Raw genomic sequence first — 21,740 nt, 5'->3', positions numbered from 1 at the left:
TCCCTAGAGCTTCGCCTGGCGGGGGTCCCAGCGCTTGCGGGCCTTCTCGCCGATGAGGTTGAACGCGAAGACGGTCAGGAAGAGCGTGATGCCGGGCACCAGCACGATGTGCGGGTACTGCGTGAAGGCGTCGTTCTCCTCGCCCTCGGCGATCATGTTGCCCCAGGACGGCGCGGGCGGCTGGACGCCGAGGCCGAGGAAGCTCAGCGACGCCTCGGCCACGATCAGCACCGACACCATCACCATGCCGTAGGACGCGAGCGGCAGCAGCACGTTCGGCAGCAGCTCCCGCGTCATGATCCGCCACCGGGACGCGCCGATCGCCTCCGCCGCCGTGACGAACTCGCGCCGCGCGAACGCCAGCGTGCTCGCCCGCGCCATCCGGATCATGCTGGGGATCGCCAGCAGCGACAGGGCGACGGAGATGTTGCGCAGGTTCGGCTCCAGCACGGTGCCGAGCGCGATCAGCAGGATCAGCGGCGGCACGGCGAGCAGCGCGTTCGTCAGCACCCCGACGCCCGCGTCGGTGGCCCGCCCGAAGTAGCCGGCGACGATCCCGACCGTCCCGCCGACGACGATGCCGATCGCGACCGCGCCGAGCGACACCACGAGCGACGACCGCGCCCCGTAGACGACGCGGGAGAGCTGGTCGAGGCCGAAGTTGTTGGTGCCGAGCGGATGCGCGGTGGACAGGTCGGGGACGGCCATGCCGGGCGTCCCGAGCGTCTTGACGATGTCCTGGTGCTCGCCGAGCGGCAGCACCGGCGCCAGGACCGCCGCCCCGACCAGCAGGACGAGCCACACCGCGCACAGCCAGAACATGAGGTCGAAGGAGGCGCCGAACAGGTCGCGCCCGGCCGCGTTCAGGCCGGCGTAGGCGGCGGCGAGGCCCGCGACGACGGCGACGGCCTGCGTCCAGCCGTCGCCGGCGAGGACCGTCACCGACAGCCCGAACACGGCGAGCCCGGCGACGGCCAGGGCCCCGCCCCACCAGCGGCCCGCCGGCCGCGACGCGGCCGGCGCTACGGAGATGTCAGACATGTGCCCGCCTGATTCGTGGGTCGAGCCGGCCGTAGGACAGATCGATCAGCGCGTTCACCAGCACGTAGATCAGCGCGATCACGAGCACCGCGCCCTGCACCATCGGCACGTCGCCGGCGTCCGCCGCGCCGATGATCAGCGTGCCCATGCCAGGCAGCGCGAACAGGTACTCCACGATCACCGTGCTGCCGATGAGCCGGCCCAGGCTGATCCCCATCAGCGTGATCAGCGAGAAGGACGAGGGGCGCAGCGCGTCCCGGACCAGCACGTGGACCGGCGTCATCCCCTTCGCCTTCGCCGACAGGATGAAGTCCTCCTGGAGCGTCGTGATGAGGTCGCCGCGCAGCACGCGGGTGAACGTCGCCGTCTCCATCAGCGCGATCGTCAGCGCCGGGAGGAACGCGTGGTAGAGGTTGTCGCCGATCCCGTCGCTGAGCCGCGCCCACTCCAGCCGGGGGAACCAGCCGAGCCGCTCGGCGAACAGCGCGATCAGCAGCATGCCGGCGAGGAAGCTCGGCACCGACAGGATCCCGAACGTCCCGGCGCTGACGATCCGGTCGACCAGGCCGCCGGCCCGGTACGCCGACCACATCGCCAGCGGCACCGCCAGCAGCAGCGCCATCAGCATCGCGAGGACCGCCAGTTCGACGCTCACCGGCAGCGCCGCCGCGACCCGGTCGGCGACCTCGCTGTTCGGCGGGACGAACGAGGTGCCGAGGTCGCCGGTCAGCGCGTCCCCCAGCCAGCTCCCGTACCGGACGGGCAGCGGGTCGGTCAGCCCCATCGCGTCCCGCTGCGCGGCGTACTCCGCCGCCGTGTGGCCCTCGCCGAGCACCACCACCGCGGGGTCGCCCGGCATCAGGTCCACCAGCGCGAACGTGCCCATGCTGACGATCAGCAGGACCAGCACCAGCTCGACGAGCCGCCGCACAAGATCACGCGCCATCACGATTCTCCTCAGCCGCTGCCCCTGTGGGGGGACGACCCCCCACACCCCCCGACACACGCCCGATGAGCGTCTTCCACTCCGCTGGCGCTCCGTTCCAGACGCTCATCGGGCGGCTATCCACGCGTCGTCGAGCAGGACCATGCTGTTGACGGTGCCGACGACGCCGTGGACGTCGTCCGTCCAGGCGACGAGTTCGGGTTGGGGCCCGAACACCAGCGCGGGGACGTCCTCGTTCCACTGCGTCTGGATGCGGCCCATGACCGCGCGCTGGTCCTCCAGCGTCGGGGCGCCGCGCAGCTCCTCGATGAGCGCGGACATCTCCGGCGTCGTCGGCATGCCGACCGTGAGGTTGCCCTTGCCGTGCAGCGTCGCGTACATGCGGCCGAACGGGCCCGCCTCGCGCCAGCTGATGCCCCAGCCGGACACGTCGTAGCTCTTGCGGATCGACACCTTCGTGATCTGGTCGGCGATCGAGCGGACCAGGTCGAGTTCGACGTCGAAGCCGACGTTCTCCAGCATCGCCTTGGCGGCGAGGGCCGTCGTGCGGGACGCGGGGTCCTGCGCGTCCAGCCAGGTGACCTTGCCGTCGTAGCCGTCCGCCTTGGCCTGCTTGAGCAGCTCGCGGGCCTTGTCCGGGTCGTAGGGGAGCGGCTTGACGCCGGTGTGCCAGACGGAGAACTCGGGGAACAGCGCGTTGCTCGCGAGGCCCGTCCCCGGGTAGGCGCGCCGGTAGATGACCTCGGGCTGCATGGCGTAGTGCATGGCCTTGCGGACGCGCGGGTCGGCGCCCGGATGCCCGGGGGTCGCGTTGATGACGGCGACGTTCCCGAGCGCGACCATGCTCAGGTAGCCGTGCTTGCCGTCCTTCAGCGCCTTCTGGACGACGACCGGGTCCCGCAGGAACGCCGACTGGATCCGCTCGGTGTTCAGCGTGTCCAGCGCGGCGTTCGGGTCGTCGACGTAGACCAGCCGGATGCGGTCCAGGTGCGGCTTGCCGTCCCAGTAGCCGGGCCGCGCCTTCAGGACGGTCTCTTCCTTCGGCTTGTAGCTCTCGAAGGTGAACGCGCCCGCGCCGACCGGGGTGAACTTCCCCTTCGCGTCGGACGACTTCGCGACGATCATCCCGGGCCCGGTGGTGAGCATGTACGGGAACGTCGGCCACTTGTGGGCGAGCTTGAACACCACGGTCAGGTCGTCGGGCGTCTCGACGGCCTTGACGTTGTTCTTCCAGAGCGCCGCTTCGTCGGCGCCCTTCTTGACGTAGCGCTCGATGCTCCACTTCACGGCCTGCGCGTCCAGCGGCGTCCCGTCGCTGAACGTGACGCCGTCCCGGAGGCTGAGGGTGAACTCGGTGCCGTCGCCGTTCGGCTTCAGGTCCTCGGCGAGCTGCGGGTGGAGTTCGCCGGTCTTGCTGTCCCAGCGCATGAGCACGTCGTAGATCGCGGCCATCTCCATGCCGCCCGTGGACCCCGCGACGATCGTCTCGGCGGGGTCGAGCAGCCCGGCCTCGGCGTAGGCCGCGAACGTCATCGTGCCGCCCTCGACGGGCTTCCCGCCCCCGGCGTCGCCGATCATGCCGACCTTGTACTCGGCGGGCTTCCCGGCGCCGGCGTCCCGGCCCTCGCCGTCGCTCTGCCACGCGCACGCCGACGCCATCACCGCGACGGCGAGGAGCCCGGCTGCGCGGCGGCTCTTCCCGGAAGTCTTCACGATCCTCCTGCTGCCTTTATGTCGGGCCGGAACGAGGTAAACAGGGCCGTCCGCATTCGGCGCCGCCGGTCCCGCTGAGTGGGATCCGGATCACAGTCGGTGCCCGCGGTGGCCACCGTGGTCGGCGTGGAACAGGAGAAGACCGCCGTCCTGGGCGACGACCGCCCGGGCCGCGAGACCGCGTTCGCGGAGCTGGTCGCGGCCCGCGCCGGCGACGACCGCACCGCCCTGAACTTCGAGGACGTGTCCTGGACGTGGCGCGAGGTGGTCGCCGAGTCCCGGCGCCGGGCGGGGCTCGTCCGGGAGCTGCGCGGCCATGCCGGGCTGTTCCTGGACAACGGCCCCGAGCACTTGTTCTGGCTGCTCGGCCTGGCGCTCGCCGGGATCCCGGTCGTCGAGCTGAACCCGACCCGCCGGGGCGCCGAGCTGGCCCGCGACATCGCCCACACCGACTGCGCGCTGCTGGTCACCGAGACCTCCCGCGCGCCGCTGCTGGACGGCCTGGCCGACATCCGGACGCTGACCGTCGACGCTCCCGAGTACGGCGACCTCCTGGCCGCCGCCGAGCCCGCGCCGCCCGTCCCCGCCGCCGTCGCCCCGGAGACGATCTTCTCGCTGGTCTTCACCTCGGGCACGACCTCGGCCCCCAAGGCGGTCATCTGCTCGCAGGGCAGGCTCGGCCGGATCGCCGTCCAGCAGCGCGACCGCCGCTCGCTCACCCGCGACGACGTCTTCTACGTCGTCATGCCGATGTTCCACTCGAACGCGCTGATGGCCGGCATCGCGCCCGCCGTCGCGACGGGCGGCCGCATCGTGCTGCGCCGCAAGTTCTCCGCGTCGGGCTTCCTGCCGGACGTCCGCCGCCACGGCGTCACGTTCTTCAACTACGTCGGCAAGCCCCTCAACTACATCCTGGCCACCCCGGAGCGGCCGGACGACGCCGACAATCCGCTGCGCATCGCGTTCGGGAACGAGGCGAACGAGCGCGACATCGCCGAGTTCTCGCGCCGCTTCGGCTGCACGGTCATCGACTCCTACGGCTCCAGCGAGGGCGAGATCCGGCTCAACCGCGTCCCCGGCACGCCCCGGGGCTCGCTCGGCGTCGCCGAGGCCGGGACGCTCGTCATCGACCCCGGCACCCTCCAGGAGTGCCCGCGCGCCAAGTTCGACGAGAACGGCACGCTGCTCAACGCCGACGAGGCCATCGGCGAGATCGTCGACACGGGCGGCGCCGGCAAGTTCGAGGGCTACTACAACAACCCCGAGGCGACGGCGAAGCGCGTCCGCAACGGCTGGACGTGGTCGGGCGACCTCGCCTACCGCGACGAGGACGGCTACTGGTACTTCGCCGGCCGCGACGACGAATGGCTGCGCGTGGACGGCGAGAACTTCGCCGCCGCCCCCGTCGAACGCCTGCTGGCCCGCTACGAGCCCTTCACCGACGTCGCCGTCTACGCCGTCCCGGACGCGCACGTGGGCGACCAGGTGATGGCCGCCGTGACGCTCGCCGAGGGCCGCACCTTCGACCCCGCGTCCTTCACCGCCTTCCTGGCGGCCCAACCGGACCTGGGCACCAAGTGGACGCCCCGCTACATCCGCCTGGTGGACGCCCTGCCCCGCACCCCCACCAACAAGGTCATCAAACGGACCCTCCGCGACGCGGCCTGGAACACCCCCGACCCCGTCTACGAGCACCGCGCCGGCACCTACGAACTGACCTGAGGGGCCCCTCCCGTCCGGCGGACATCCGCCCGCCCTTGTGGAAAAGTGCGATCCTGATCACCAGTCGGTGCGGGAGGACGTGCGGGTGTCGAGCGAGAAGCTGAAACCGCTCCAGGCGGGCGACCCGAAGAGGATCGGCGAGTACCGGCTGCTGGCGCGGCTGGGGGCGGGCGGCATGGGCCGCGTCTACCTGGGCCGCTCGAAGGGCGGGCGGCCGGTCGCGGTCAAGGTGATCCACCCCCACCTCGCCGAGGACGCGCAGTTCCGGCGGCGGTTCGAGGCGGAGGTCGCGGCGGTGCGGCGCGTCGGCGGCGTGCACACCGTGCAGGTGGTGGACGCCCGCGCCGACGCCGACCCGCCCTGGCTCGTCACCGAGTACATCGCGGGCCCGTCGCTGCACGAGGCCGTCACCGAGCACGGCGCGTTCTCCGCCCCGGCGGTCGCGGGACTCGGCGCGGGCCTGGCCGAGGGCCTGATGGCGATCCACGAGCGGGGCGTCGTCCACCGGGACCTCAAGCCCGGAAACGTGCTGCTCGCGCAGGACGGGCCCCGCATCATCGACTTCGGCATCGCCCGCGCGCTCGACGCGACCTCGCAGACGACCACCAGCACGGTCGGCACGCCCGGGTTCATGTCGCCGGAGCAGCTCCGGGGCGGCGAGGTCGGCCCGGCCGGCGACGTGTTCTGCCTGGCCGCCGTGCTGGCCTTCGCCGCCACCGGACGGCGGCCGTTCGGCGACGGCCCGATCGAGGCCCTCGGCTACCGCGTCGTCAACGAGGAACCCGACCTGGACGGCGTGCCGGAGCCGCTGCTCCCGCTGATCACGGCGGGCCTGGCGAAGGACCCGGCCGACCGGCCCGGCCCGGAGGAGTTCCTCGACCGCTGCTCCGCGCTCGTCCAGGACGAGGACGCCACGCTGCCGGAGCCCGTCGCCACGATGATCGCCACGCGCGTGGCGGAGACGGACGTGCTGGCGCCCCCGGCCGGGGGCGCGTCGCGGATCCCGCCGCTCGGCCGGCCGAGGCCCCCGCTGGTCGCGGCCGCGGCGGCGGTGCTGGGCGTCCTCGTGATCGCCTTCGCCGTCTGGGCCATCGGGAACGGCGGGGAGGAACCGGCCGCGCCCGCCGCCGCGGCCACCACCGCGAGCACCGCCGGCCCGTCCCCGACTCCCACGACGCCCAGCCCCCGGGCGTCCGCCGCGAGCACGTCCGACAGCGTCGTCCTCTCCGGCTCGACCCGCGCGGCGTTCGAGAAGATCTCCGTCGGCGACTGCCTGGACGCCCACCGGGACCCGTACAAATCCGACGAATGGAGCAGGAGCAAGCCGCGCGCGGTCGACTGCGGCCGCGCGGACGCCTACGTGAAGGTGTTCAAGGTGGCCGACGACCCAGCCGCCTGCCGCGGCGGCAGCGAGCTGGAAGGGCAGTCGCGGTGGAGCCACGGCGAGGAGGGGAACGAGATCGTCCTCTGCGTGCGGCGCCAGTTCCGGGTGGGCCAGTGCTTCCTGGCCAACAAGGGTGCGGAGGAGGACACGGTCTCCGTCAGCGAAGCCGACCTGATGACCTCGTGGCCCTGCGGGGACGGCTCCGCTCCGGGAACCTACGAGTTCGTCCTCCGCATCACCGCGTACACCACCGCGTCCTCCTGCCCGCCCGGCGGCAGAAGGGTCGACTGGGAGATCCGCGGCCGCACCCTCTGCACCCGCATCGTCTGACGCCCCGCCACACCGACCTGAGTGGAGGCCGAATGGATCGCGACGCGTCCTCGGTCATGGAGTTCCGGGACCGGCTGCTGGCGCAGGGGCTCGCCGGCCCCGGCGACTTCCTCGGCTGCTCCGGCGAGGAGATCGCCGCCGTCGTGCGGGCCCAGCGGGTCGTCGCGCTGCCCGCGCTCTACCGGGACTTCCTCGCGGTGATGGGCAAACGCCCCTACCCGCTGATGCGGGGCACCGACTGGGCCTACCGGGACCTCCTCGAACTGCGGCAGGACGCGGCCGAACTGCTCGCCGAGAACGACCTCGACCCGTCCATGCTGGACGACGCGCTCGTCATCGCCATGCACCAGGGATACGTCCTGTACTACATCCCGCACGCCTCGACCGCTCCGGCCGACCCGCCGGTGTGGACGTACGTCGAAGGCGAGGAGCCGTCCGAGTCGTTCGCCACGTTCCGCGAGTTCCTGGTCTCGCTGGAGAACATGCGGCGCCGCGAGCTGGCCGCCCACCGCGACCTGGAGGCGTCCGGCCGGTTCGGCATGACCCGTGTCGAGGACGACGGCTGACCACGGATCTGTGCCGCCGGTCAGGCCAGCAGGACGACCTTGCCGCGGCCGTGGCCTGTGGCGACCTCGCGGTGGGCGTCGGCGGCACGCTCCAGCGGGAAGGACGCCCGCACGTGGATGCGCAGGCGGCCCTCGTCGTAGAAGCGCGCGGCCTCGGCGATGCGGAACACCGACCGCTTCGTGGGCGGGATCGTCCGCACGCCGAGGTCGGCGGCGCGCGCGTGGTCGACCAGCGTGAAGACGCGGGTCCGGTCCTTGACCAGGTCGAGCGACACGTCCAGGGCATGGCCGCCGGCGCCGTCCAGGGCGGCGTCCACGCCGTCCGGCGCCAGGGCGCGCACGCGCTCCGCCAGCCCGTCCCCGTAGGCGACGGGGATCGCGCCGAGCGAGCGGAGGTAGTCGTGGTTGGCCTCGCGGGCGGTCCCGATGACCGTCGCGCCGGCGATGCGGGCGAGCTGGACGGCGACCGTCCCGACACCGCCCGCCGCCGCGTGGACGAGCAGCGTGTCGCCCTCCCCGATCGCCATCTCCTCCAGTGCGATGTGCGGAGTCATGACGGCGGCCGGGAAGCCGCCCGCCACGTCCCACGGCATGCTCGCGGGCTTGGCCGTCACCGCGTCGGCCGGGACGACGACGTACTCGGCGTAGGCGGTGAGGCGGCAGAAGCCCAGCACCTCCTCGCCCGGCCGGACGGTGGTGACGCCCGCGCCCACCTCGTCCACCACGCCCGCGAACTCGTTGCCGGGGACGCGCGGGAAGCCCTCCGGCGTCCCGGGCGGCGCCCATCCCTCCCGGATGGCCAGGTCGTAGGGCTGCACCCCGGCGGCCCGCACCCGGACCCGCACCTCGCCCGGTCCCGGCTCGGGCGCCGGCAGCTCCAGCGGCCTCAGCACGTCCGGCCCGCCCGGCTCGTCGAATCCCATCGCCTTCATGACGTCCCCCTTCAGTAGTGATCGGGAACGACGTTAAGACCTCAACCAATCTTGAGGTCAAGCCGTGCGGGAGCGGAGCAGGCGCGGCCAGCAGGACGGGCGGCGCAGGCCGGTGAGCAGGACGGGAAGCGGATCGGAGTAGGAGGCGCGGGCCCGGATCGTCCCGTCGGCGATGGCGAACCGGTCGCAGACCCCAAAACGGACGGCCTTTCGCCCGAGGGTCGCGGTGCAGTCCGACTCGATGAACACGGTGCCGCCCTGGACCGCGCTGGTCCGGACGGTCAGGTCCATGTCGGGGAACAGGGCGAACAGCCGCCGGAACATGCGCTCGACCTCCGCGAGCCCGTGCGCGTCGGGGAACATCGGCTGGGTGAAGACCGCGTCGCCGTGGATGAGCGGCCGGAAATGGTCGAGGAACGCGTCCGGTTTGGGCAGCGCCCAGCCCTCGGCGAAGACGGCGGGGAAGTCGTCCGGCGTCATCGGGCCGCCCTTCGCGAGAGGAAGCCGGCGAGCGGTTCGGTGAGCCGCTCGGGCCGGTCGTGCGGGACGAACGTGCCGGAGCCCGCGACCGTCTCCAGCTCTTCATGACTGACAGTCGAAAACTGACTCATGGTCGAAGACTGTAATCTGGTCGGCATGTCCGTCAAGAGCCGCCGTGCCGAATACAGGGAACTCACCCGGGGCGCGGTGCTCCAGGCCGCGCGGGAGCTGTTCACCGAGCGGGGCTTCGCGGCCGCCACGATCGACGACGTCGCCGACGCGGCGCGCGTCAGCAAGGGGTCGGTGTACTACCACTTCACCGACAAGGCCCACCTGTTCGAGGCGGTGTTCACCGAGGGCCAGCACCGGCTGGTGGAGGCGGTCGCCGCGGCGGCGGCCCGGCACGACACCCCGTGGGAGCGGCTCATGGCCGCTCTGGACGCCTACATGGACGGGACGGTCGCCGATGCCGCGCACCGCTCCCTGCTGCAGCAGGCCCCGGCCGCGCTGGGCGTCGAACGGTGCCGGGAGCTCGACGCGGAACTGGGGCTGCCCGCCGTCCGCGCGCTCCTGGCGGACCTGGCGGCGGCCGGCGAACTCGCGGTCGACGCGATCGACATGCTCACGCGCCTGCTGTTCAGCGCGCTGTGCGAGGCGGCCATGACCGCCGGGGCCGCCCCCGACCCGGCCCGGGCGCGGGACGAGGCGGCCGGCGTGCTCCGAGCGATCATGGCCGGGCTGCGGCGCGGCTGACCCTCACTCCGGCCCGCCGGCGAAGGCGGCGATGAGCGCCCACACCCGGTCCGGCTGCTCCTCCTGGGCGAAATGGCCCGCGTCCTCGATGATCGCGGTCGTCAGGTTCTCGATTCCGGCCTCGCGGAAGCCGGCCGCGTAGACCGGCATGGCGCCGTGCTCGCCGTCGCCTCGCAGGTAGAGGACGGGTGTCGCGGTCGGCTCGGTGAGCGCGGCGTTGTCCTCGGCGTCCTTTGCGAAGGCCCGGTAGAGGTCGAAACCGGCCGTCAGCGCGGTGTCGCTCTCGTAGGCGGCGACGTGGGCGGCCCGCGACTCGGGGGTGATCCTGGACGGGTCCACCGACAGCACGTCGTAGAAGTAGTCGAAGTAATCGGCCTGCCGCCCGCGCACGAGGGTCTCGGGCAGGGAGGGGACCGCGTGCAGCCCGAAGTGCCAGATGTACGGGTTCCGCAGGACGTCGCTCCACGGGTCGACCCCGGGGATCACGGTGTTCATGATGACCACGCGGCCCACGGGATACCGGCGCAGGTACGCGTAGGCGACCATCCCGCCGGCGTCGTGCCCGACCAGTGTGAGATCGGTCAGGGACAGCTGCTCGACCAGGGCGTGCACCACGGACGCCAGCCCTGCCTTCGATCCGTCCGTGCCGCCCGTCGAGCCGCCGATGCCGGGCAGGTCGAGGGCGATGACGCGGGCGTCGGGCGGGGCGGCGTCCATCACTGGCTTCCACGTCCGCCACGACTCGGGCCAGCCGTGCAGGAACAGGTAGGGCCGCCCGGAGGGGTCTCCCGACTCCTCGACATGCAGCGACCGGCCGTCCACCGAAATAATAGACATGAATCATGTCTATCAGAGCACATGCATCATGTCGAATATGATGGACGCCGTGGACGGCCCTCGCTACGAACGTGGAACCGGGTTCCTGCTGGCCCGCATGGGGTCGCTCACGGCCCGCTCATGGACGGCCTTCCTGGCCGCCCACGACCTGACGCAAGGCCAGTACACGGTCCTCTTCGCCCTCGACGAACGCGGCTCGACGGGCCAGCGGCGGCTCGCCGAACTCGTCGCCGTGGACGCGCGCAACATCGTCGCCGTCCTCGACCCGCTGGCCCGCAGGCGCCTCATCGAGCGCCGGACCGACGCCGCCGACCGCCGGCGCCGCCTCATCGCGCTCACCGAGGAGGGGACGGCCCTCGTCCGGGACCTGGCGAACAGAGCGGCCCAGGAGCAGGAGGACTTCCTGGAACCCCTGGGCCGCGATGACCGCCTGCAGCTGAACCGGCTGCTCAAACGCCTCTACGAGGCGCACGTCGAGGGCGGTTAGGACGGGTCGGGCAGCATCCGCTTCATGGCCTCGTGGGCGCCGAGGACCTTGCGGTCGCGGGGGAAGCCCGCGCGCTTCTGGGCCGCCTCGTAGTTGCCGCCCGCGACCCAGATCGGGCCGTCCTTCAGGTGCTCCAGGCCCTCGCGGGCGATGTCGTCGGGCTCGGCGACGTTCAGGCCCGGCATGTCCATGTTGAGGCCGGCGCGCTCCATCGCCGGGGTGCGGGTCACGCCGAGGACGAGCTCCAGGACGTCCACCCCGTGCTCGCGCATCTCCAGCCACAGGCCCTCGGCGAACACGCGGCCGAACGCCTTGACGGCGGAGTAGATGCTGATCTGCGCCTGGCCCATGTACCCGGCGAGGGAGCCGACGAGCAGCAGGCCGCCGCGGCCCCGCTCCTTCATCAGCGCGCCGAAGTGGTGGGTGAACGCCAGCTGCGCGGTGATGTTCAGGTCGATGACGCCCTGGAAGCGCTCCAGGTCGCCGGTGACAAACTCGTGGCCGTAGCTGTTCGCCCCCGCGTTGAAGATCATCAGGCCGACGTCCAGGCCGTCGGTGACCTCGCGGACCTTCGTCAGCGGGTCGGGGGAGATCAGGTCCAGCTCCAGCGTGCGGACCTGCACCCCCTTCGCCCGGACCGCCTCGGCGGTCTCCGCCAGCGGGCCCGGCTTGCGGGCGATCAGCACGAGGTTCAGGCCCGCGTCGGCGAGGCGGTGTGCGAACGCGGCGCCGACCCCCTCCGAGCCGCCGGCGATGACGGCCCACGGGCCATAGGTGTCGATCATTGCTCTCCGTCCAGGTCCGGGGTCCAGGCGACGCCGTTGATGTGCGAGCCGCCGTCCGCGAACAGGGTGTTGCCGGTCAGGTAGCGGGCGTCCTCGGACGCGAGGAACACCGCCACCGGTGCGATGTCGGTCTCCGGGTCGCCGAGGCGGCCCATCGGGTTGGCGCGGTCGGCCGCGGCCTCGATCTCCGGGTGCTCGGACGCCATCCGCCGGAACGCCGCGCTCTTGGCGCCCGGGCAGATCGCGTTGACGACGACGCCCGTCGGCGCCCACTCGCGGGCGGCGGTACGCGTCAGCGTCCGGAGGGCCTCCTTGGCCGAGTTGTACTCCAGGGTCCCCACGTGGGCGTTGACCCCGTTCAGCGAGCACATGTTGATGACGCGCCCCCACCCGCGCGCCTTCATGTGGGGGAACGCGGCCTGCATCGCCCACAGCGGGCCGTAGTAGCCCATCGCGAAGCCGCGGGCGAGCTGCTCGTCGGTCTTGGTCTCGACGCGGCTCACCGTGCCGGCGCCCCAGGCGTTGTTGACCAGGACGTCGACCGAGCCCCACGCCTCGACGGCCGCCGCGACCATGCCGTGGACCTGCGCCTTGTCGGTCACGTCCGTCGGCACGAACCGCGCCTCGGCGCCGAACTCCTCGGCCAGCTCCCGGGCCACCGCCGCGCCGCTGTCGGCGTTCAGCTCCGCCACCAGGACGCGGGCGCCCTCGGCGGCGAAGCGGCGCGCCACGCCGCGTCCGATGCCGTCGCCCGCGCCCGTCACGACCGCGACGCGCCCGGAGAGTCGTCCGGTCACTCGACCACCCGCACGGCGCCGGTCAGCGCCGCCTCCTGGATCGCCGAGCGCAGCGCCGGGCAGGTGTCGTGCGGGTCCTCGGCGAGGTTCACGCACGCGGCCCGCGCGGCGGCGTTCCACTGGATGCTCGTCTGCTCCCAGCTCGACTTGCGCACCAGCACCTCGGCGGCGCAGCGGCGGCAGGCGACGGGCACCAGCGGGCCGTCCAGGAGGCGTTCGTCCTGGCGTGTCGTCACGCCGAGGCCCCTTCGGCGTCCAGGCGCGCGAGGTTCTCCTCGACCTCCTTCTTCCACGACTCCACCGGACGGGTCGTGTCGATCTCGAACTCGAACCGGTCGGTCATCTCCGGCTTGACCTCGGCGACGTCGGTGTAGAACTGCTCGTACCAGCGGCGCAGCTGGTAGACGGGGCCGTCCTCCTCGCACAGCAGCGGGTTGTCGATGCGGGTCTTGTTCTTCCAGATCTCGACGTCCTGCTGGAAGCCGACCAGGATGAACTCCGACAGCTTCTGCGCCGTCGCCTCGGCCGCCTCCGGCGGCAGCTTGTCGCTGTGCTGCACGATGATCCCCGAGTGCAGCGAGAACGAGTTCTCGTCGATCGGGTAGTGGCAGTTGATCAGGACGGAGTTCAGGTCGTACCCCTCGTAGTGGTACGTCAGCTCGTCGATCATGAACGAGGGGCCGTGGTAGGACGCGACGGAGGTGTTGCCGAGCATCCGCGGCCCGCCGCCGCCGGAGCCCTCGCGCCTGCGCCGGGAGTCCTCCCGGGTCACGCCCTTCATGATCTGCGTGGCGGTCTGGCCCTCGAAGATGTTCTTGAAGTACGTCGGGAACGACTGGTGGATGTAGAAGAAGTGGGCCATGTCGACCACGTTGTCGATGACCTCGCGGGCGTTGGTGTGGACCACCTGCTCCGTCCAGCGCCAGTCGGTCCAGTCGTCGCGGGTCGCGCCCTCGATCACCGGGATCGTCACGTCCGCCGGGGGTTTGTTGCCCTCCGGGTCGTTCCAGACGAACAGCAGCTTGTCCTGCTCCATCGTCGGCCAGGCGGCGGTGCGGGCGCGCAGCGGGACGCGGCGCGAGTACGGGATCTTCTTGCAGCGCCCGTCGCCGCCCCAGCGCCAGTCGTGGAAGGGGCAGGCGATCTCGTTGCCCTTGACGGTGCCCTGGGACAGGTCGCCGCCCATGTGCCGGCAGTAGCCGTCCAGGACGTTGGTCTTCCCGTCCTCGCCGGTGAACACGACGAGCTTCTGGCCGAACGCGTGGACCGTGTGGGGCTTGCCGTCCTTGAAGGTCTCGGCCAGCCCGAGGCAGTGCCATCCCCGGGCGAAACGGCGGGAGATCGCCTCCGCCTCGATGGCGCGGACGGCGTCCGACTCGGTTGCGGTCACGTGGATCATCCCTTCGGCGATGGATGGGTAAATCGAACGTTAGGTCGCAGGTCACCGTCCCGGCCGGTGAGTCCCGGTGGCCGGGACGCCCGCCCTCGCGGCGGCACGGCAGCATGGTCTCCTGCAAAAGCCGTATCAGGAAGACGGGAGCAGGGATGAGCAACGAGGTCCTGGACGCCGTGCGCGAGCTGCTGCCGGGCATCGCCGAGCGGGCCCGGTCCGTGGACGAGAAGGGGGGCATCCCCGCCGAGACGATCCGCGAGCTGACCGCCGCCGGGGTGTTCCGGATGCTGCAGCCCGCCCGGTACGGCGGCACCGAGGGCGACCCGGTGGCCTTCTACGAGGTGGTCCGGGAGATCTCCGGCGCGTGCGGGTCGACCGGCTGGGTCGCCGCGATCCTCGGCGTCCACTCCTGGCACCTCGGGCTGTTCGACGACGAGGCGCAGCGCGAGGTGTGGGAGGCCGGGCCCGACACGCTCGTCTCCTCGTCCTACGCCCCGATCGGCCGGCTCACCCCGGTCGACGGCGGCTACGAGCTGTCCGGCCGCTGGTCGTTCTCGTCCGGCGTCCAGTTCGTCTCGTGGGCGCTGCTCGGTGCGCTCGTCGTCGGCGCGGAGGGCCGCCCGGTCGACTTCATGACGGTGCTCGTCCCGAAGCAGGACTACGAGATCCGCGAGGTCTGGGACTCGATGGGCCTGCGCGGCACCGCCAGCGACGACATCGTGGTGGAGCGCGCGTTCGTGCCGTCCCACCGGGCCATGCGCAACTTCGAGCAGGCGCAGCTGCGCAACCCGGGCCGCAAGGTCAACGCCGGCCCGCTGTACCGGATGCCGTTCGGGACGATCTTCACCAGCACCGTCGCGGCCAGCGTGATCGGCATGGCGGCCGGCTGCCACGACCACTACGTGGCGAAGATGCGCGACCGGATCCGGCTCAGCCTCGGCGGCGGCCGCTTCGTCGAGGACCCGCACGCCCAGGTCGCGGTCGCCCGCGCCGCGTCGGAGATCGACGCCGCGATCCTGCAGACCGACCGGAACGTCCGGGAGATCCACGAGTACGCGGCCCGCAACGAGAAGATCCCGATGGAGCTGCGGCTGCGCGCCCGCCGCGACCAGGTCCGCGGCACCGAGCGGGCCATCGAGGCGATCGACATCCTGTTCAAGACCGCCGGCGGCAACTCGCTGCACCGCGGCAACGTCATCGAGCGCGCCTGGCGGGACGCCCACGCCGGCAGCGTCCACGTGGCCAACGACGTCGAGCACGCCCTGTCCATGTGGGGCCGCGGCATCTTCGGCCTCAAGGTGGAGGACAACCTGGTCTGACCCGGGGATCCGGGACGCGCGCCGCACGGCCCCGTCCGCGAGGGGACGGGGCCGCGCGCGCCGGTCAGCAGGTGATGGGCTCAGCAGGTGGTGGGCGGGGTTCCGCCGTTCTGCACGGACTTGGCGAACCGCAGGGCCGTGTCGAACGACGCCGGGATGGCGCCCCGGTGGTCGGCGCCCTCGAACGGCCGGTAGGCGATGCTCCCGTAGCGCTTGCAGAGGTCGCCGACGATGTTCTGCGTCGCGGCGGGGGAGACCTCGCGGTCGGCGGTGCCCTGGACGACCAGCGTCGGGACCTTGATGGTCAGGCCGAGCGCCTCCTGCGAGTCGTAGTAGTTCTCGAACCGCGTGAGGTCGGCGTCCGGGCGGAACACGTTGTTCAGCGCCAGGTTCTTGCTGAGCTGCTTGAGCTGGAGCAGGCACGCGTCCGTCCGGCCGGCCTTGGCGACGGCGGCGGCGTCGTCGGTCAGCAGGTCCTCGGGGACGAACGCCGGGTCGGCCGCGTTCGCCCCGTTCAGCAGGACGAACAGGAACGGCAGCGCGATCTCGGCGCCGGGGTACTGCGCCTTCACGTACTGCGCGGTCTGGCTCATGGACGAGCCGGGCGCGATCGCCACGGCGCCCTTCAACCGGACGTCGCGGGGCTTCTGCGCGGCCGCGGCCGTGTAGAGCGTCGCCTGGCCGCCCTGGCTGTGCCCGGCGACGTACCAGTCGCGTCCGATGCGGTGGTCGGCCTTGCGGGCGGCCCGCACGATGTCGGTGACGGTGTTGGCCTCGCTGGCGCCGTTCATGTACGGGTGCCCGCCGGGCGTGCCGAGGCCCTCGTAGTCGGTCTGGACGACGGCGAACCCGTTCGCGACCCACTTGTCCAGGTACTGCTCGGTGACCGACAGGTAGTCGTGCGCCGGGCCGTCCGCGGTGTCGGCGGACGGCGCGCAGCGGTCGGCGGTGCCGGTGGTGCCGTGCGCCCAGCTCAGCACCGGCCAGCCGCCGCGCGGCGGGGTGCCCTTCGGGACGGCGACCGTGCCCGTCACCGTGATCCGCTTGCCGCCCACGCCTTCGGAGACGTAGGTGACGAACCGGTTCGCGGACGCGCTCGGCAGCGCCGCCGCGTTCGCCAGCGGGCGGCTGCTCAGCAGCTTGCCGCGCTGCGCGGGCGCGGCCTGCGCGGGGACGGCGGTGATGCCGGCCGCCGCCGCGCAGGTGACGGCCGCGACCGCGACCCTTCCCATGATTCTCACGTGTGGTCCCTCCTGATGTGCTGGACGGCGCGGTAGGCGAACGCCATGGCCGACCCGATCGGAACGCCCGGCCCCGGGTAGACGGGGCCGGTGAACGAGGCACTGGTGTTGCCGGCGGCGTAGAGGCCGGGGATGGGGCGGTCCTCGCCGTCCAGGACGCGGGCGTCGGCGTCGGTGCGCAGCCCGCCCTTCGTCCCGAGGTCGCTCAGCACGACCTCCGCCGCGAAGTACGGGGCCTGGTCGACGGCGACGACGCACGGCTTTCCGCCGGAGAAGTACAGGTCGTAGGGGTCCTCGCCGCGGTGGAAGTCGTCGTCGGAGCCCTTGGCGGCGAAGCCGTTGAAGCGCTCGACGGTCGCGGTCAGCGCGTCGGCGGGCAGGCCGGTCCTCGCGGCGAGATCGGTGATCGAGTCCGCCTGGACCCACGTCCCGGACGCCACCTGCTCGTCGGCCGCCAGCGGCGGGACGGAGATCGCGGGCAGCCCGCCCGACCGCGCGTCGAAGACCAGGTGGAACGGTCCCTCGGCGGCGGCCAGCTTCCGCCCCATCTGGTCGTAGGGGAGCGACTCGTTGGCGAAGCGGCGGCCCGAGCCGTCCACGATCAGCCCGCCCCGGAAGCCCAGCGTGAACGCGGGCCGCCCGTCGGCGGTGAGCAGACCGGGGCAGAACCACGCCTGGTCGAGCAGGCCGGTGGACGCGCCGATCTCCACGGCCGCCTCGATCGCGTCGCCGGTGTTCGCGCCGTCGGGGGCCATCGTCCAGTCCGCGCCGCCCGGCACGCCACGCGCCGACCGCAGCTCGGCGGACGCCTCGAACCCGCCCGCCGCCAGCAGCACGCCCCGCGCGGCCCGGATCCGGCGCCCGCCCGCCTCGACGCCGGCGACCCGGCCGTCCTCGACGATCAGGCCGGTCAGCGGGGTCCCGGTCAGGACGGACCCGTTCCCGGTCGCGGTGAACGCCAGCAGCAGCCGCCCGATCAGCGCGCGGCCCTGCGCCAGCGGCTTCGCCGAGTGGCCCCGGCCCGCCCGGTCGCGGTCGACCGGCGGACGCACCAGCCCGGCCTGCTCGCCGAGCCGCTCGACCGGCAGCTCCAGCGGCACGAACGACCGGCCCATGTCCATGCGGCCGGGCGCGGCGAAGTAGTCGGGGAACGCCTGGAACCGGAACTCGATCTCCGGGTCCTTCTCCAGGAACTCCACCAGCTCGGGCGCCGTCGCGAGGAACGCCTCCCGGCGCTCCTCCTCGGCGTCACCGAGCAGCGCCCGCAGGTACGTGCGCGCCGCGTCCGCCGAGTCGCCGAGCCCGGCGCGCTCCTGCACCTGCGTACCGGGCAGCCAGATCGCCGACCCCGAGTACGCCGACGTTCCGCCGAGCACCCGCGTCTTCTCCAGGACGGCCGTCCGCAGCCCTCCCGAGGCCGCGGCGAGCGCCCCGGCCATCGCGCCGGCCCCCGAGCCGGCCACCACCACGTCGTACTCGTCGTCCCATTTCCCCACGGTGACGTCCCCTCCAGCCTCGCGATCCAGCGCGGCCACAACGTAAACGTGGCGTGCGACACGGGGGGACGGCGCGTCCCACTGACCGGTATCGGCGATCGCGGGAAAGACGCGGAGGCTGGATATTCTTCCTTGTCAGCACACCGATGGACCCGGGGGGAGGACCGTGGCGAGGATCGCAGCGGCGAGGATGTCCGCCGAGCCCAGCTCACCCGAGCAGCACGACCGGCGGCAGCGCATCCTCCGCGCCGCGTCGCGCATCGGTACGGAGAAGTCCCTCGAACGCGTCCAGATGCACGAGGTGGCGAAGGCCGCCGGGGTGGCGATCGGCACCCTGTACCGGTACTTCCCGTCGAAGGTGCACCTGTTCACCGCGGTGATGGCGGCGCAGGTCGACCGGCTCCGCGAGCAGGTGGTCGAGCCCGCGCCCGGCGTGGCGCCCGAGGACGCGGTCGCCGACCTGCTCGTGCAGGCCAGCCGGAACCTGATGGCGCAGCCCGTCCTGTCGGCGTCGATGCTGCACGCGTCGAACACCGCGCACGTCGCGACCGTCGCCGACACGGTCCACATCGACAGCACGTTCCGCGAGATCCTGCTGCGCGCCGTGGGCATCGAGGTCCCGACCGCGCAGGACGTCACGCTCGTCCGGCTGCTGATGCAGTGCTGGTACGGGGTGCTCCAGTCGAGCCTGAACGGGCGCGCCTCCATGGCGGACGTGGAGAGCGACATCCGGCTCGCCTGCCGGCTGCTGCTCGCCCCCCGCTCCAACGCGACCCCGGGCGGCGCCCCCGGCGGGGCGGCCGATGGGGCGGCCTCCCAGTGATCGGGACGGTCCCGGCGGGCCGGCCGGGGCCGCGGCTAGCGTGCCGCCATGAATCGCTATGACGGCGTGAAAGTGCTGCTCACCGGGGCGGCGTCCGGCATCGGACGGGCCACGGCGATCCGCCTCATCTCCGAGGGTGCCGCGGTCTACGCCGTGGACCTCGCCGAGAAGGGCCTGGCCGAGACCGCCGCCGCGGTCACCGGGCCCGGAACCATCGCGACCCGCACCGCCGACGTCACCGACGAGGCCGCCGTGGTCGCGGCCGTGGCGGACGCGGCGGACACCCTCGGCGGCATCGACGTCCTGGTCAACGTGGCGGGCATCCACAAGACCACCCCCATCGAGACGCTGACCGTCGACGACCTGAACCGGCTGTTCTCCGTCAACCTCGTCGGCACGGCGCTGTTCTGCCGCGAGGCGCTCAAGCACCTCCCCGACCGCACCGGCGTGATCGTCAACACCGCCTCGCTGTCGGCGACGCAGGGCAACCCGTACATGACGGCGTACTCGGCGTCCAAGGGCGCCGTCCTGGCGTTCTCCCTCAGCCTCGCCGCCGAGCTGGCCGCGCGCCGCATCCGCGTCGTGCCGATCTCCCCGGGCGCGGTCGACACGCCGCTGGTTCGGTCGCCCGACATGTTCCCGCCCGGCCTCGACCTCGACTACTTCTCCAAGATCCGGTCCTACTACGGCGCCGCGAAGCCCGAGCAGATCGCCGCCGCGATCGCGTTCGCCGCCTCGTCCGACGCCGGCTACTACACCGGTGCCGACTTCCGCGTCGACGGCGGCGCCCACACCTAGGAGGCAGACACATGGCACGGGAGGCAGGCATGGCACGCACCATCGCCGTCAGCGGTTCGGCGTCCGGCATCGGCGGGTCCCTCGCCGGGATGCTCCGCGACGCCGGCGAGAACGTCATCGGCATCGACCTGCGCGACGCCGACGTCTGCGCCGACCTCAGCGTCCCCGAGGGCCGGGCGAGCGCGGTCGCGCAGACGCTGGAGAGGGCCGGCGGACGGCTCGACGCCGTCGTGGCCTGCGCGGGCGTCTCCGACTTCACGGTCATGCCGGTGAAGGTGAACTTCTTCGGCGTCGTCGGGCTGCTGGAGGGCCTGCGCCCCGCCCTCGCCGCGGCCGAGGCGCCGCGCGCCGCCGTGGTCGGCTCGATCTCCGGCACGCACCCGGTGGACGACGACGTCGTCCGCGCCTGCCTGGAGGGCGACGAGCCCGCGGCGCTGGCGGCGGCGACGAAGGTCGAGGAGAGCGGCGCCGGCGGCCGGCTGTACCCGTCGTCGAAGTCGGCGCTCGCGCAGTGGCTCCGCCGGGTCTGCACCACCCCCGAGTGGGCGGGCGCGGGCATCCCGCTGAACGCGATCGCGCCGGGCGTCGTGAAGACCCCGATGAGCGCCCCGCTGTTCGAGGACGAGGGCATGTTCCAGATCATGAAGGAGGCCGTCCCGATGCCGCTCAACGGCTTCGCCGGCCCCGAGGTGATCGCCTCGGCCCTGGACTGGCTGATCTCCCCGGCCAACAGCCACATGACCGGCCAGGTCATCTACGTCGACGGCGGCGCCGAGGCGACCCTGCGCGACGCGGCGCTCTTCTGACAGGGCGCACTTCTGACACGGCGCACTTCTGACGGGCGCCGGTGGCCGCCCCTCGCGCCGAGGGCGGCCACCGGCGGGTCCGAAGGCGGGGGTCAGTACTTGCTGGTGCCGGTGTTGTCGAGCGCGGCGACGCTGTAGGCGGCGTAGGTCTTGTGCGGGTCGCGGCCCTCGAAGTACGGCGTCACCTGCGCGCCGAACTCCTCGACGGAGAACACGCCGTCCGCCGCGGTGAACTTCTGCTCCACGGTCGGCGCGGCCATCAGCGCGACCATGTCGCCGTACACCACGAACACCTGGCCGGTGATCTTCTCGGACGCGGGGGAGGCCAGGTAGCCGACGAACGTGCCGACCCGCTCGGGCGCCATCACGTCCACGCCGCCGGGCGCGGTGCCCTCGGCGAACGTCGCCTCCGTCATCGCGGTCCGGGCGCGGGGGCAGATCGCGTTGGCGCGCACCCCGTACCGGCCGAGCCCGGCGGACGTCGACAGCGTCAGCGCGACGATCCCGGCCTTGGCGGCGGAGTAGTTCGGCTGGCCCGCGGACCCGAACAGGAACGCCTCCGACGCGGTGTTGACCACGCGCCCGTAGACGGGGCCGCCGGCCGCCTTGCTCGCGGCGCGCCAGTGCACGGCGGCGGCGCGGGACACCGACGCGTGGCCCTTCAGGTGGACGTGGATGACGTCGTCCCAGTCCGACTCGGACAGGTTGAACAGCATCTTGTCGCGCAGCACGCCCGCGTTGTTGACCAGGACGTCCAGCGAGCCGAAGGTGTCGACGGCGGCCGCCACCAGCGTGTCGCCCATCGACCAGTCGCCGACGTCGCCCTTCACCGCGAGGGCCTCGCCGCCCGCCTTCTTGATCTCGGCGACGACGTCGTCCGCCGCCGGGCCCATGTCGTTCACGACGACGTTGGCGCCCTGCGCGGCCAGGGCGAGGGCCTCGGCGCGGCCCAGCCCGGCGCCCGCGCCGGTGACGATGGCGGTGCGGCCCGCCAGGGAGAGGTCAGCGTTCATCGAAGCCTCCGGGTCGGTGTGTTCGGTTGCCGGTGTCGGAGGCTAGTACGAATTCTACTTCTACCCGGGATCGGGTCC

The 21,740-nt window shown here is 72.5% G+C and carries 23 protein-coding genes; 9 read left to right on the top strand and 14 right to left on the bottom strand.

The features are described 5' to 3' along the window. Nucleotides 1–3 precede the first annotated feature (3 nt). From HUT06_RS34505 to HUT06_RS34495, 3 genes are all read right to left on the bottom strand, one after another. Complete coding sequence (locus HUT06_RS34505) at nt 4–1,041, bottom strand: ABC transporter permease (protein ID WP_176199542.1); 1,038 nt, start codon at nt 1,039–1,041, stop codon at nt 4–6. Further along, nucleotides 1,034–1,987: an ABC transporter permease gene (locus HUT06_RS34500; RefSeq protein WP_176199541.1), complete on the bottom strand. Its 954-nt coding sequence runs from the start codon at nt 1,985–1,987 to the stop codon at nt 1,034–1,036. Before HUT06_RS34500 ends, HUT06_RS34505 begins: the two co-directional genes overlap by 8 nt. A 105-nt stretch (nt 1,988–2,092) precedes the next feature. After that, a complete protein-coding gene (locus HUT06_RS34495) occupies nt 2,093–3,700 on the bottom strand; it encodes an ABC transporter substrate-binding protein (RefSeq protein ID WP_254715534.1) in 1,608 nt (535 codons plus the stop codon). 126 nt (nt 3,701–3,826) lie between these two features. Here HUT06_RS34495 and HUT06_RS34490 point away from each other — a divergent pair, with 126 nt between their 5' ends. The 3 genes from HUT06_RS34490 to HUT06_RS34480 all read left to right on the top strand — a co-directional run bounded on the left by HUT06_RS34490 (nt 3,827) and on the right by HUT06_RS34480 (nt 7,702). Next, nucleotides 3,827–5,422, top strand: a complete 1,596-nt coding sequence (locus HUT06_RS34490) for an AMP-binding protein (protein WP_254715533.1) — start codon at nt 3,827–3,829, stop codon at nt 5,420–5,422. Nucleotides 5,423–5,507: 85 nt separating this feature from the next. Continuing rightward, nucleotides 5,508–7,136, top strand: coding sequence for a serine/threonine-protein kinase (locus HUT06_RS34485; protein ID WP_217711576.1), 1,629 nt, complete (start codon nt 5,508–5,510; stop codon nt 7,134–7,136). Between the two features lie 32 nt (nt 7,137–7,168). Further along, nucleotides 7,169–7,702: an SMI1/KNR4 family protein gene (locus HUT06_RS34480; protein ID WP_176199540.1), complete on the top strand. Its 534-nt coding sequence runs from the start codon at nt 7,169–7,171 to the stop codon at nt 7,700–7,702. A gap of 20 nt (nt 7,703–7,722) precedes the next feature. Here HUT06_RS34480 and HUT06_RS34475 read toward each other — a convergent pair whose 3' ends face one another. The 3 genes from HUT06_RS34475 to HUT06_RS45375 are packed head-to-tail and all read right to left on the bottom strand — an operon-like array spanning nt 7,723 to nt 9,245. After that, the gene (locus HUT06_RS34475) at nt 7,723–8,634 is read right to left on the bottom strand and encodes an NADP-dependent oxidoreductase (protein WP_176199539.1); all 912 of its coding nucleotides are present in this window, start codon (nt 8,632–8,634) and stop codon (nt 7,723–7,725) included. A 57-nt stretch (nt 8,635–8,691) separates the two neighbouring features. Continuing rightward, on the bottom strand, nt 8,692–9,114 hold the full coding sequence (locus HUT06_RS34470; protein WP_176199538.1) for a nuclear transport factor 2 family protein: 423 nt from the start codon (nt 9,112–9,114) through the stop codon (nt 8,692–8,694). Then, complete coding sequence (locus HUT06_RS45375) at nt 9,111–9,245, bottom strand: hypothetical protein (protein ID WP_302931859.1); 135 nt, start codon at nt 9,243–9,245, stop codon at nt 9,111–9,113. Before HUT06_RS45375 ends, HUT06_RS34470 begins: the two co-directional genes overlap by 4 nt. A 25-nt stretch (nt 9,246–9,270) precedes the next feature. Between HUT06_RS45375 and HUT06_RS34465 the strand changes: the two genes are divergently transcribed. Next, a complete protein-coding gene (locus HUT06_RS34465; RefSeq protein WP_176199537.1) occupies nt 9,271–9,867 on the top strand; it encodes a TetR/AcrR family transcriptional regulator in 597 nt (198 codons plus the stop codon). Nucleotides 9,868–9,870: 3 nt separating this feature from the next. Here HUT06_RS34465 and HUT06_RS34460 read toward each other — a convergent pair whose 3' ends face one another. After that, nucleotides 9,871–10,704, bottom strand: coding sequence for an alpha/beta fold hydrolase (locus HUT06_RS34460; protein ID WP_176199536.1), 834 nt, complete (start codon nt 10,702–10,704; stop codon nt 9,871–9,873). Between the two features lie 49 nt (nt 10,705–10,753). Between HUT06_RS34460 and HUT06_RS34455 the strand changes: the two genes are divergently transcribed. Next, nucleotides 10,754–11,191: a MarR family winged helix-turn-helix transcriptional regulator gene (locus HUT06_RS34455; RefSeq protein WP_176199535.1), complete on the top strand. Its 438-nt coding sequence runs from the start codon at nt 10,754–10,756 to the stop codon at nt 11,189–11,191. Here HUT06_RS34455 and HUT06_RS34450 read toward each other — a convergent pair. From HUT06_RS34450 to HUT06_RS34435, 4 genes are read right to left on the bottom strand one after another with little or no spacing between them, the layout of a single operon-like run. Next, complete coding sequence (locus HUT06_RS34450; protein ID WP_176199534.1) at nt 11,188–11,976, bottom strand: SDR family oxidoreductase; 789 nt, start codon at nt 11,974–11,976, stop codon at nt 11,188–11,190. The two genes, HUT06_RS34455 and HUT06_RS34450, sit on opposite strands and share 4 nt — an antisense overlap. Beyond that, nucleotides 11,973–12,773 carry an SDR family NAD(P)-dependent oxidoreductase gene (locus tag HUT06_RS34445; protein WP_176199533.1) on the bottom strand — a complete coding sequence of 267 codons (801 nt, stop codon included), beginning with the start codon at nt 12,771–12,773 and terminating at the stop codon, nt 11,973–11,975. The genes HUT06_RS34450 and HUT06_RS34445 overlap by 4 nt, the downstream gene beginning before the upstream one ends. Then, nucleotides 12,770–13,009, bottom strand: coding sequence for a ferredoxin (locus HUT06_RS34440; RefSeq protein ID WP_176199532.1), 240 nt, complete (start codon nt 13,007–13,009; stop codon nt 12,770–12,772). Before HUT06_RS34440 ends, HUT06_RS34445 begins: the two co-directional genes overlap by 4 nt. Continuing rightward, nucleotides 13,006–14,172 (bottom strand): Rieske 2Fe-2S domain-containing protein, encoded by a 1,167-nt coding sequence (locus HUT06_RS34435; RefSeq protein ID WP_176199531.1) that lies wholly within the window; start codon nt 14,170–14,172, stop codon nt 13,006–13,008. Before HUT06_RS34435 ends, HUT06_RS34440 begins: the two co-directional genes overlap by 4 nt. Nucleotides 14,173–14,318: 146 nt before the next feature. Here HUT06_RS34435 and hsaA point away from each other — a divergent pair, with 146 nt between their 5' ends. Beyond that, nucleotides 14,319–15,485 carry a 3-hydroxy-9,10-secoandrosta-1,3,5(10)-triene-9,17-dione monooxygenase oxygenase subunit gene (hsaA, locus tag HUT06_RS34430; protein WP_176199530.1) on the top strand — a complete coding sequence of 389 codons (1,167 nt, stop codon included), beginning with the start codon at nt 14,319–14,321 and terminating at the stop codon, nt 15,483–15,485. A gap of 80 nt (nt 15,486–15,565) precedes the next feature. Here the strand turns inward: hsaA and HUT06_RS34425 are convergent, their stop codons facing one another. Together HUT06_RS34425 and HUT06_RS34420 are read right to left on the bottom strand one after the other, a co-directional pair. Further along, entirely contained in the window at nt 15,566–16,717 is a 1,152-nt protein-coding gene (locus HUT06_RS34425; RefSeq protein ID WP_254715821.1) for a S9 family peptidase, read from the bottom strand. 5 nt (nt 16,718–16,722) lie between these two features. Continuing rightward, entirely contained in the window at nt 16,723–18,261 is a 1,539-nt protein-coding gene (locus HUT06_RS34420) for an FAD-dependent oxidoreductase (protein WP_254715532.1), read from the bottom strand. A gap of 127 nt (nt 18,262–18,388) precedes the next feature. Here HUT06_RS34420 and HUT06_RS34415 point away from each other — a divergent pair, with 127 nt between their 5' ends. From HUT06_RS34415 to HUT06_RS34405, 3 genes are read left to right on the top strand one after another with little or no spacing between them, the layout of a single operon-like run. Further along, nucleotides 18,389–19,045 carry a TetR family transcriptional regulator gene (locus tag HUT06_RS34415; protein ID WP_176199528.1) on the top strand — a complete coding sequence of 219 codons (657 nt, stop codon included), beginning with the start codon at nt 18,389–18,391 and terminating at the stop codon, nt 19,043–19,045. A 48-nt stretch (nt 19,046–19,093) separates the two neighbouring features. Next, nucleotides 19,094–19,843: an SDR family NAD(P)-dependent oxidoreductase gene (locus tag HUT06_RS34410; protein WP_176199527.1), complete on the top strand. Its 750-nt coding sequence runs from the start codon at nt 19,094–19,096 to the stop codon at nt 19,841–19,843. Between the two features lie 29 nt (nt 19,844–19,872). Continuing rightward, nucleotides 19,873–20,649, top strand: a complete 777-nt coding sequence (locus HUT06_RS34405) for an SDR family oxidoreductase (protein WP_176199526.1) — start codon at nt 19,873–19,875, stop codon at nt 20,647–20,649. A 92-nt stretch (nt 20,650–20,741) separates the two neighbouring features. Here the strand turns inward: HUT06_RS34405 and HUT06_RS34400 are convergent, their stop codons facing one another. Continuing rightward, a complete protein-coding gene (locus tag HUT06_RS34400) occupies nt 20,742–21,662 on the bottom strand; it encodes an SDR family NAD(P)-dependent oxidoreductase (protein WP_176199525.1) in 921 nt (306 codons plus the stop codon). Nucleotides 21,663–21,740: the final 78 nt, after the last annotated feature.

It is taken from the genome of Actinomadura sp. NAK00032 (assembly GCF_013364275.1).
Taxonomy (GTDB): Bacteria; Actinomycetota; Actinomycetes; order Streptosporangiales; family Streptosporangiaceae; genus Spirillospora.
Note: the sequence above shows the minus strand (reverse complement) of the source record. Positions and strands in the feature narration are given on the sequence as shown.

Excerpts from the sequence above, each read along its gene's own strand:
- HUT06_RS34435 (WP_176199531.1), bottom strand. The coding sequence starts at position 14,172 with ATGATCCACGTGACCGCAACCGAGTCGGACGCCGTCCGCGCCATCGAG.
- HUT06_RS34480 (WP_176199540.1), top strand. The coding sequence starts at position 7,169 with ATGGATCGCGACGCGTCCTCGGTCATGGAGTTCCGGGACCGGCTGCTG.
- HUT06_RS34450 (WP_176199534.1), bottom strand. The coding sequence starts at position 11,976 with ATGATCGACACCTATGGCCCGTGGGCCGTCATCGCCGGCGGCTCGGAG.
- HUT06_RS34500 (WP_176199541.1), bottom strand. The coding sequence starts at position 1,987 with ATGGCGCGTGATCTTGTGCGGCGGCTCGTCGAGCTGGTGCTGGTCCTG.
- HUT06_RS34405 (WP_176199526.1), top strand. The coding sequence starts at position 19,873 with ATGGCACGCACCATCGCCGTCAGCGGTTCGGCGTCCGGCATCGGCGGG.
- HUT06_RS34465 (WP_176199537.1), top strand. The coding sequence starts at position 9,271 with ATGTCCGTCAAGAGCCGCCGTGCCGAATACAGGGAACTCACCCGGGGC.
- HUT06_RS45375 (WP_302931859.1), bottom strand. The coding sequence starts at position 9,245 with ATGAGTCAGTTTTCGACTGTCAGTCATGAAGAGCTGGAGACGGTCGCG.
- HUT06_RS34400 (WP_176199525.1), bottom strand. The coding sequence starts at position 21,662 with ATGAACGCTGACCTCTCCCTGGCGGGCCGCACCGCCATCGTCACCGGC.
- HUT06_RS34470 (WP_176199538.1), bottom strand. The coding sequence starts at position 9,114 with ATGACGCCGGACGACTTCCCCGCCGTCTTCGCCGAGGGCTGGGCGCTG.
- HUT06_RS34505 (WP_176199542.1), bottom strand. The coding sequence starts at position 1,041 with ATGTCTGACATCTCCGTAGCGCCGGCCGCGTCGCGGCCGGCGGGCCGC.
- HUT06_RS34475 (WP_176199539.1), bottom strand. The coding sequence starts at position 8,634 with ATGAAGGCGATGGGATTCGACGAGCCGGGCGGGCCGGACGTGCTGAGG.
- HUT06_RS34460 (WP_176199536.1), bottom strand. The coding sequence starts at position 10,704 with ATGTCTATTATTTCGGTGGACGGCCGGTCGCTGCATGTCGAGGAGTCG.
- hsaA (WP_176199530.1), top strand. The coding sequence starts at position 14,319 with ATGAGCAACGAGGTCCTGGACGCCGTGCGCGAGCTGCTGCCGGGCATC.
- HUT06_RS34410 (WP_176199527.1), top strand. The coding sequence starts at position 19,094 with ATGAATCGCTATGACGGCGTGAAAGTGCTGCTCACCGGGGCGGCGTCC.
- HUT06_RS34425 (WP_254715821.1), bottom strand. The coding sequence starts at position 16,717 with ATGGGAAGGGTCGCGGTCGCGGCCGTCACCTGCGCGGCGGCGGCCGGC.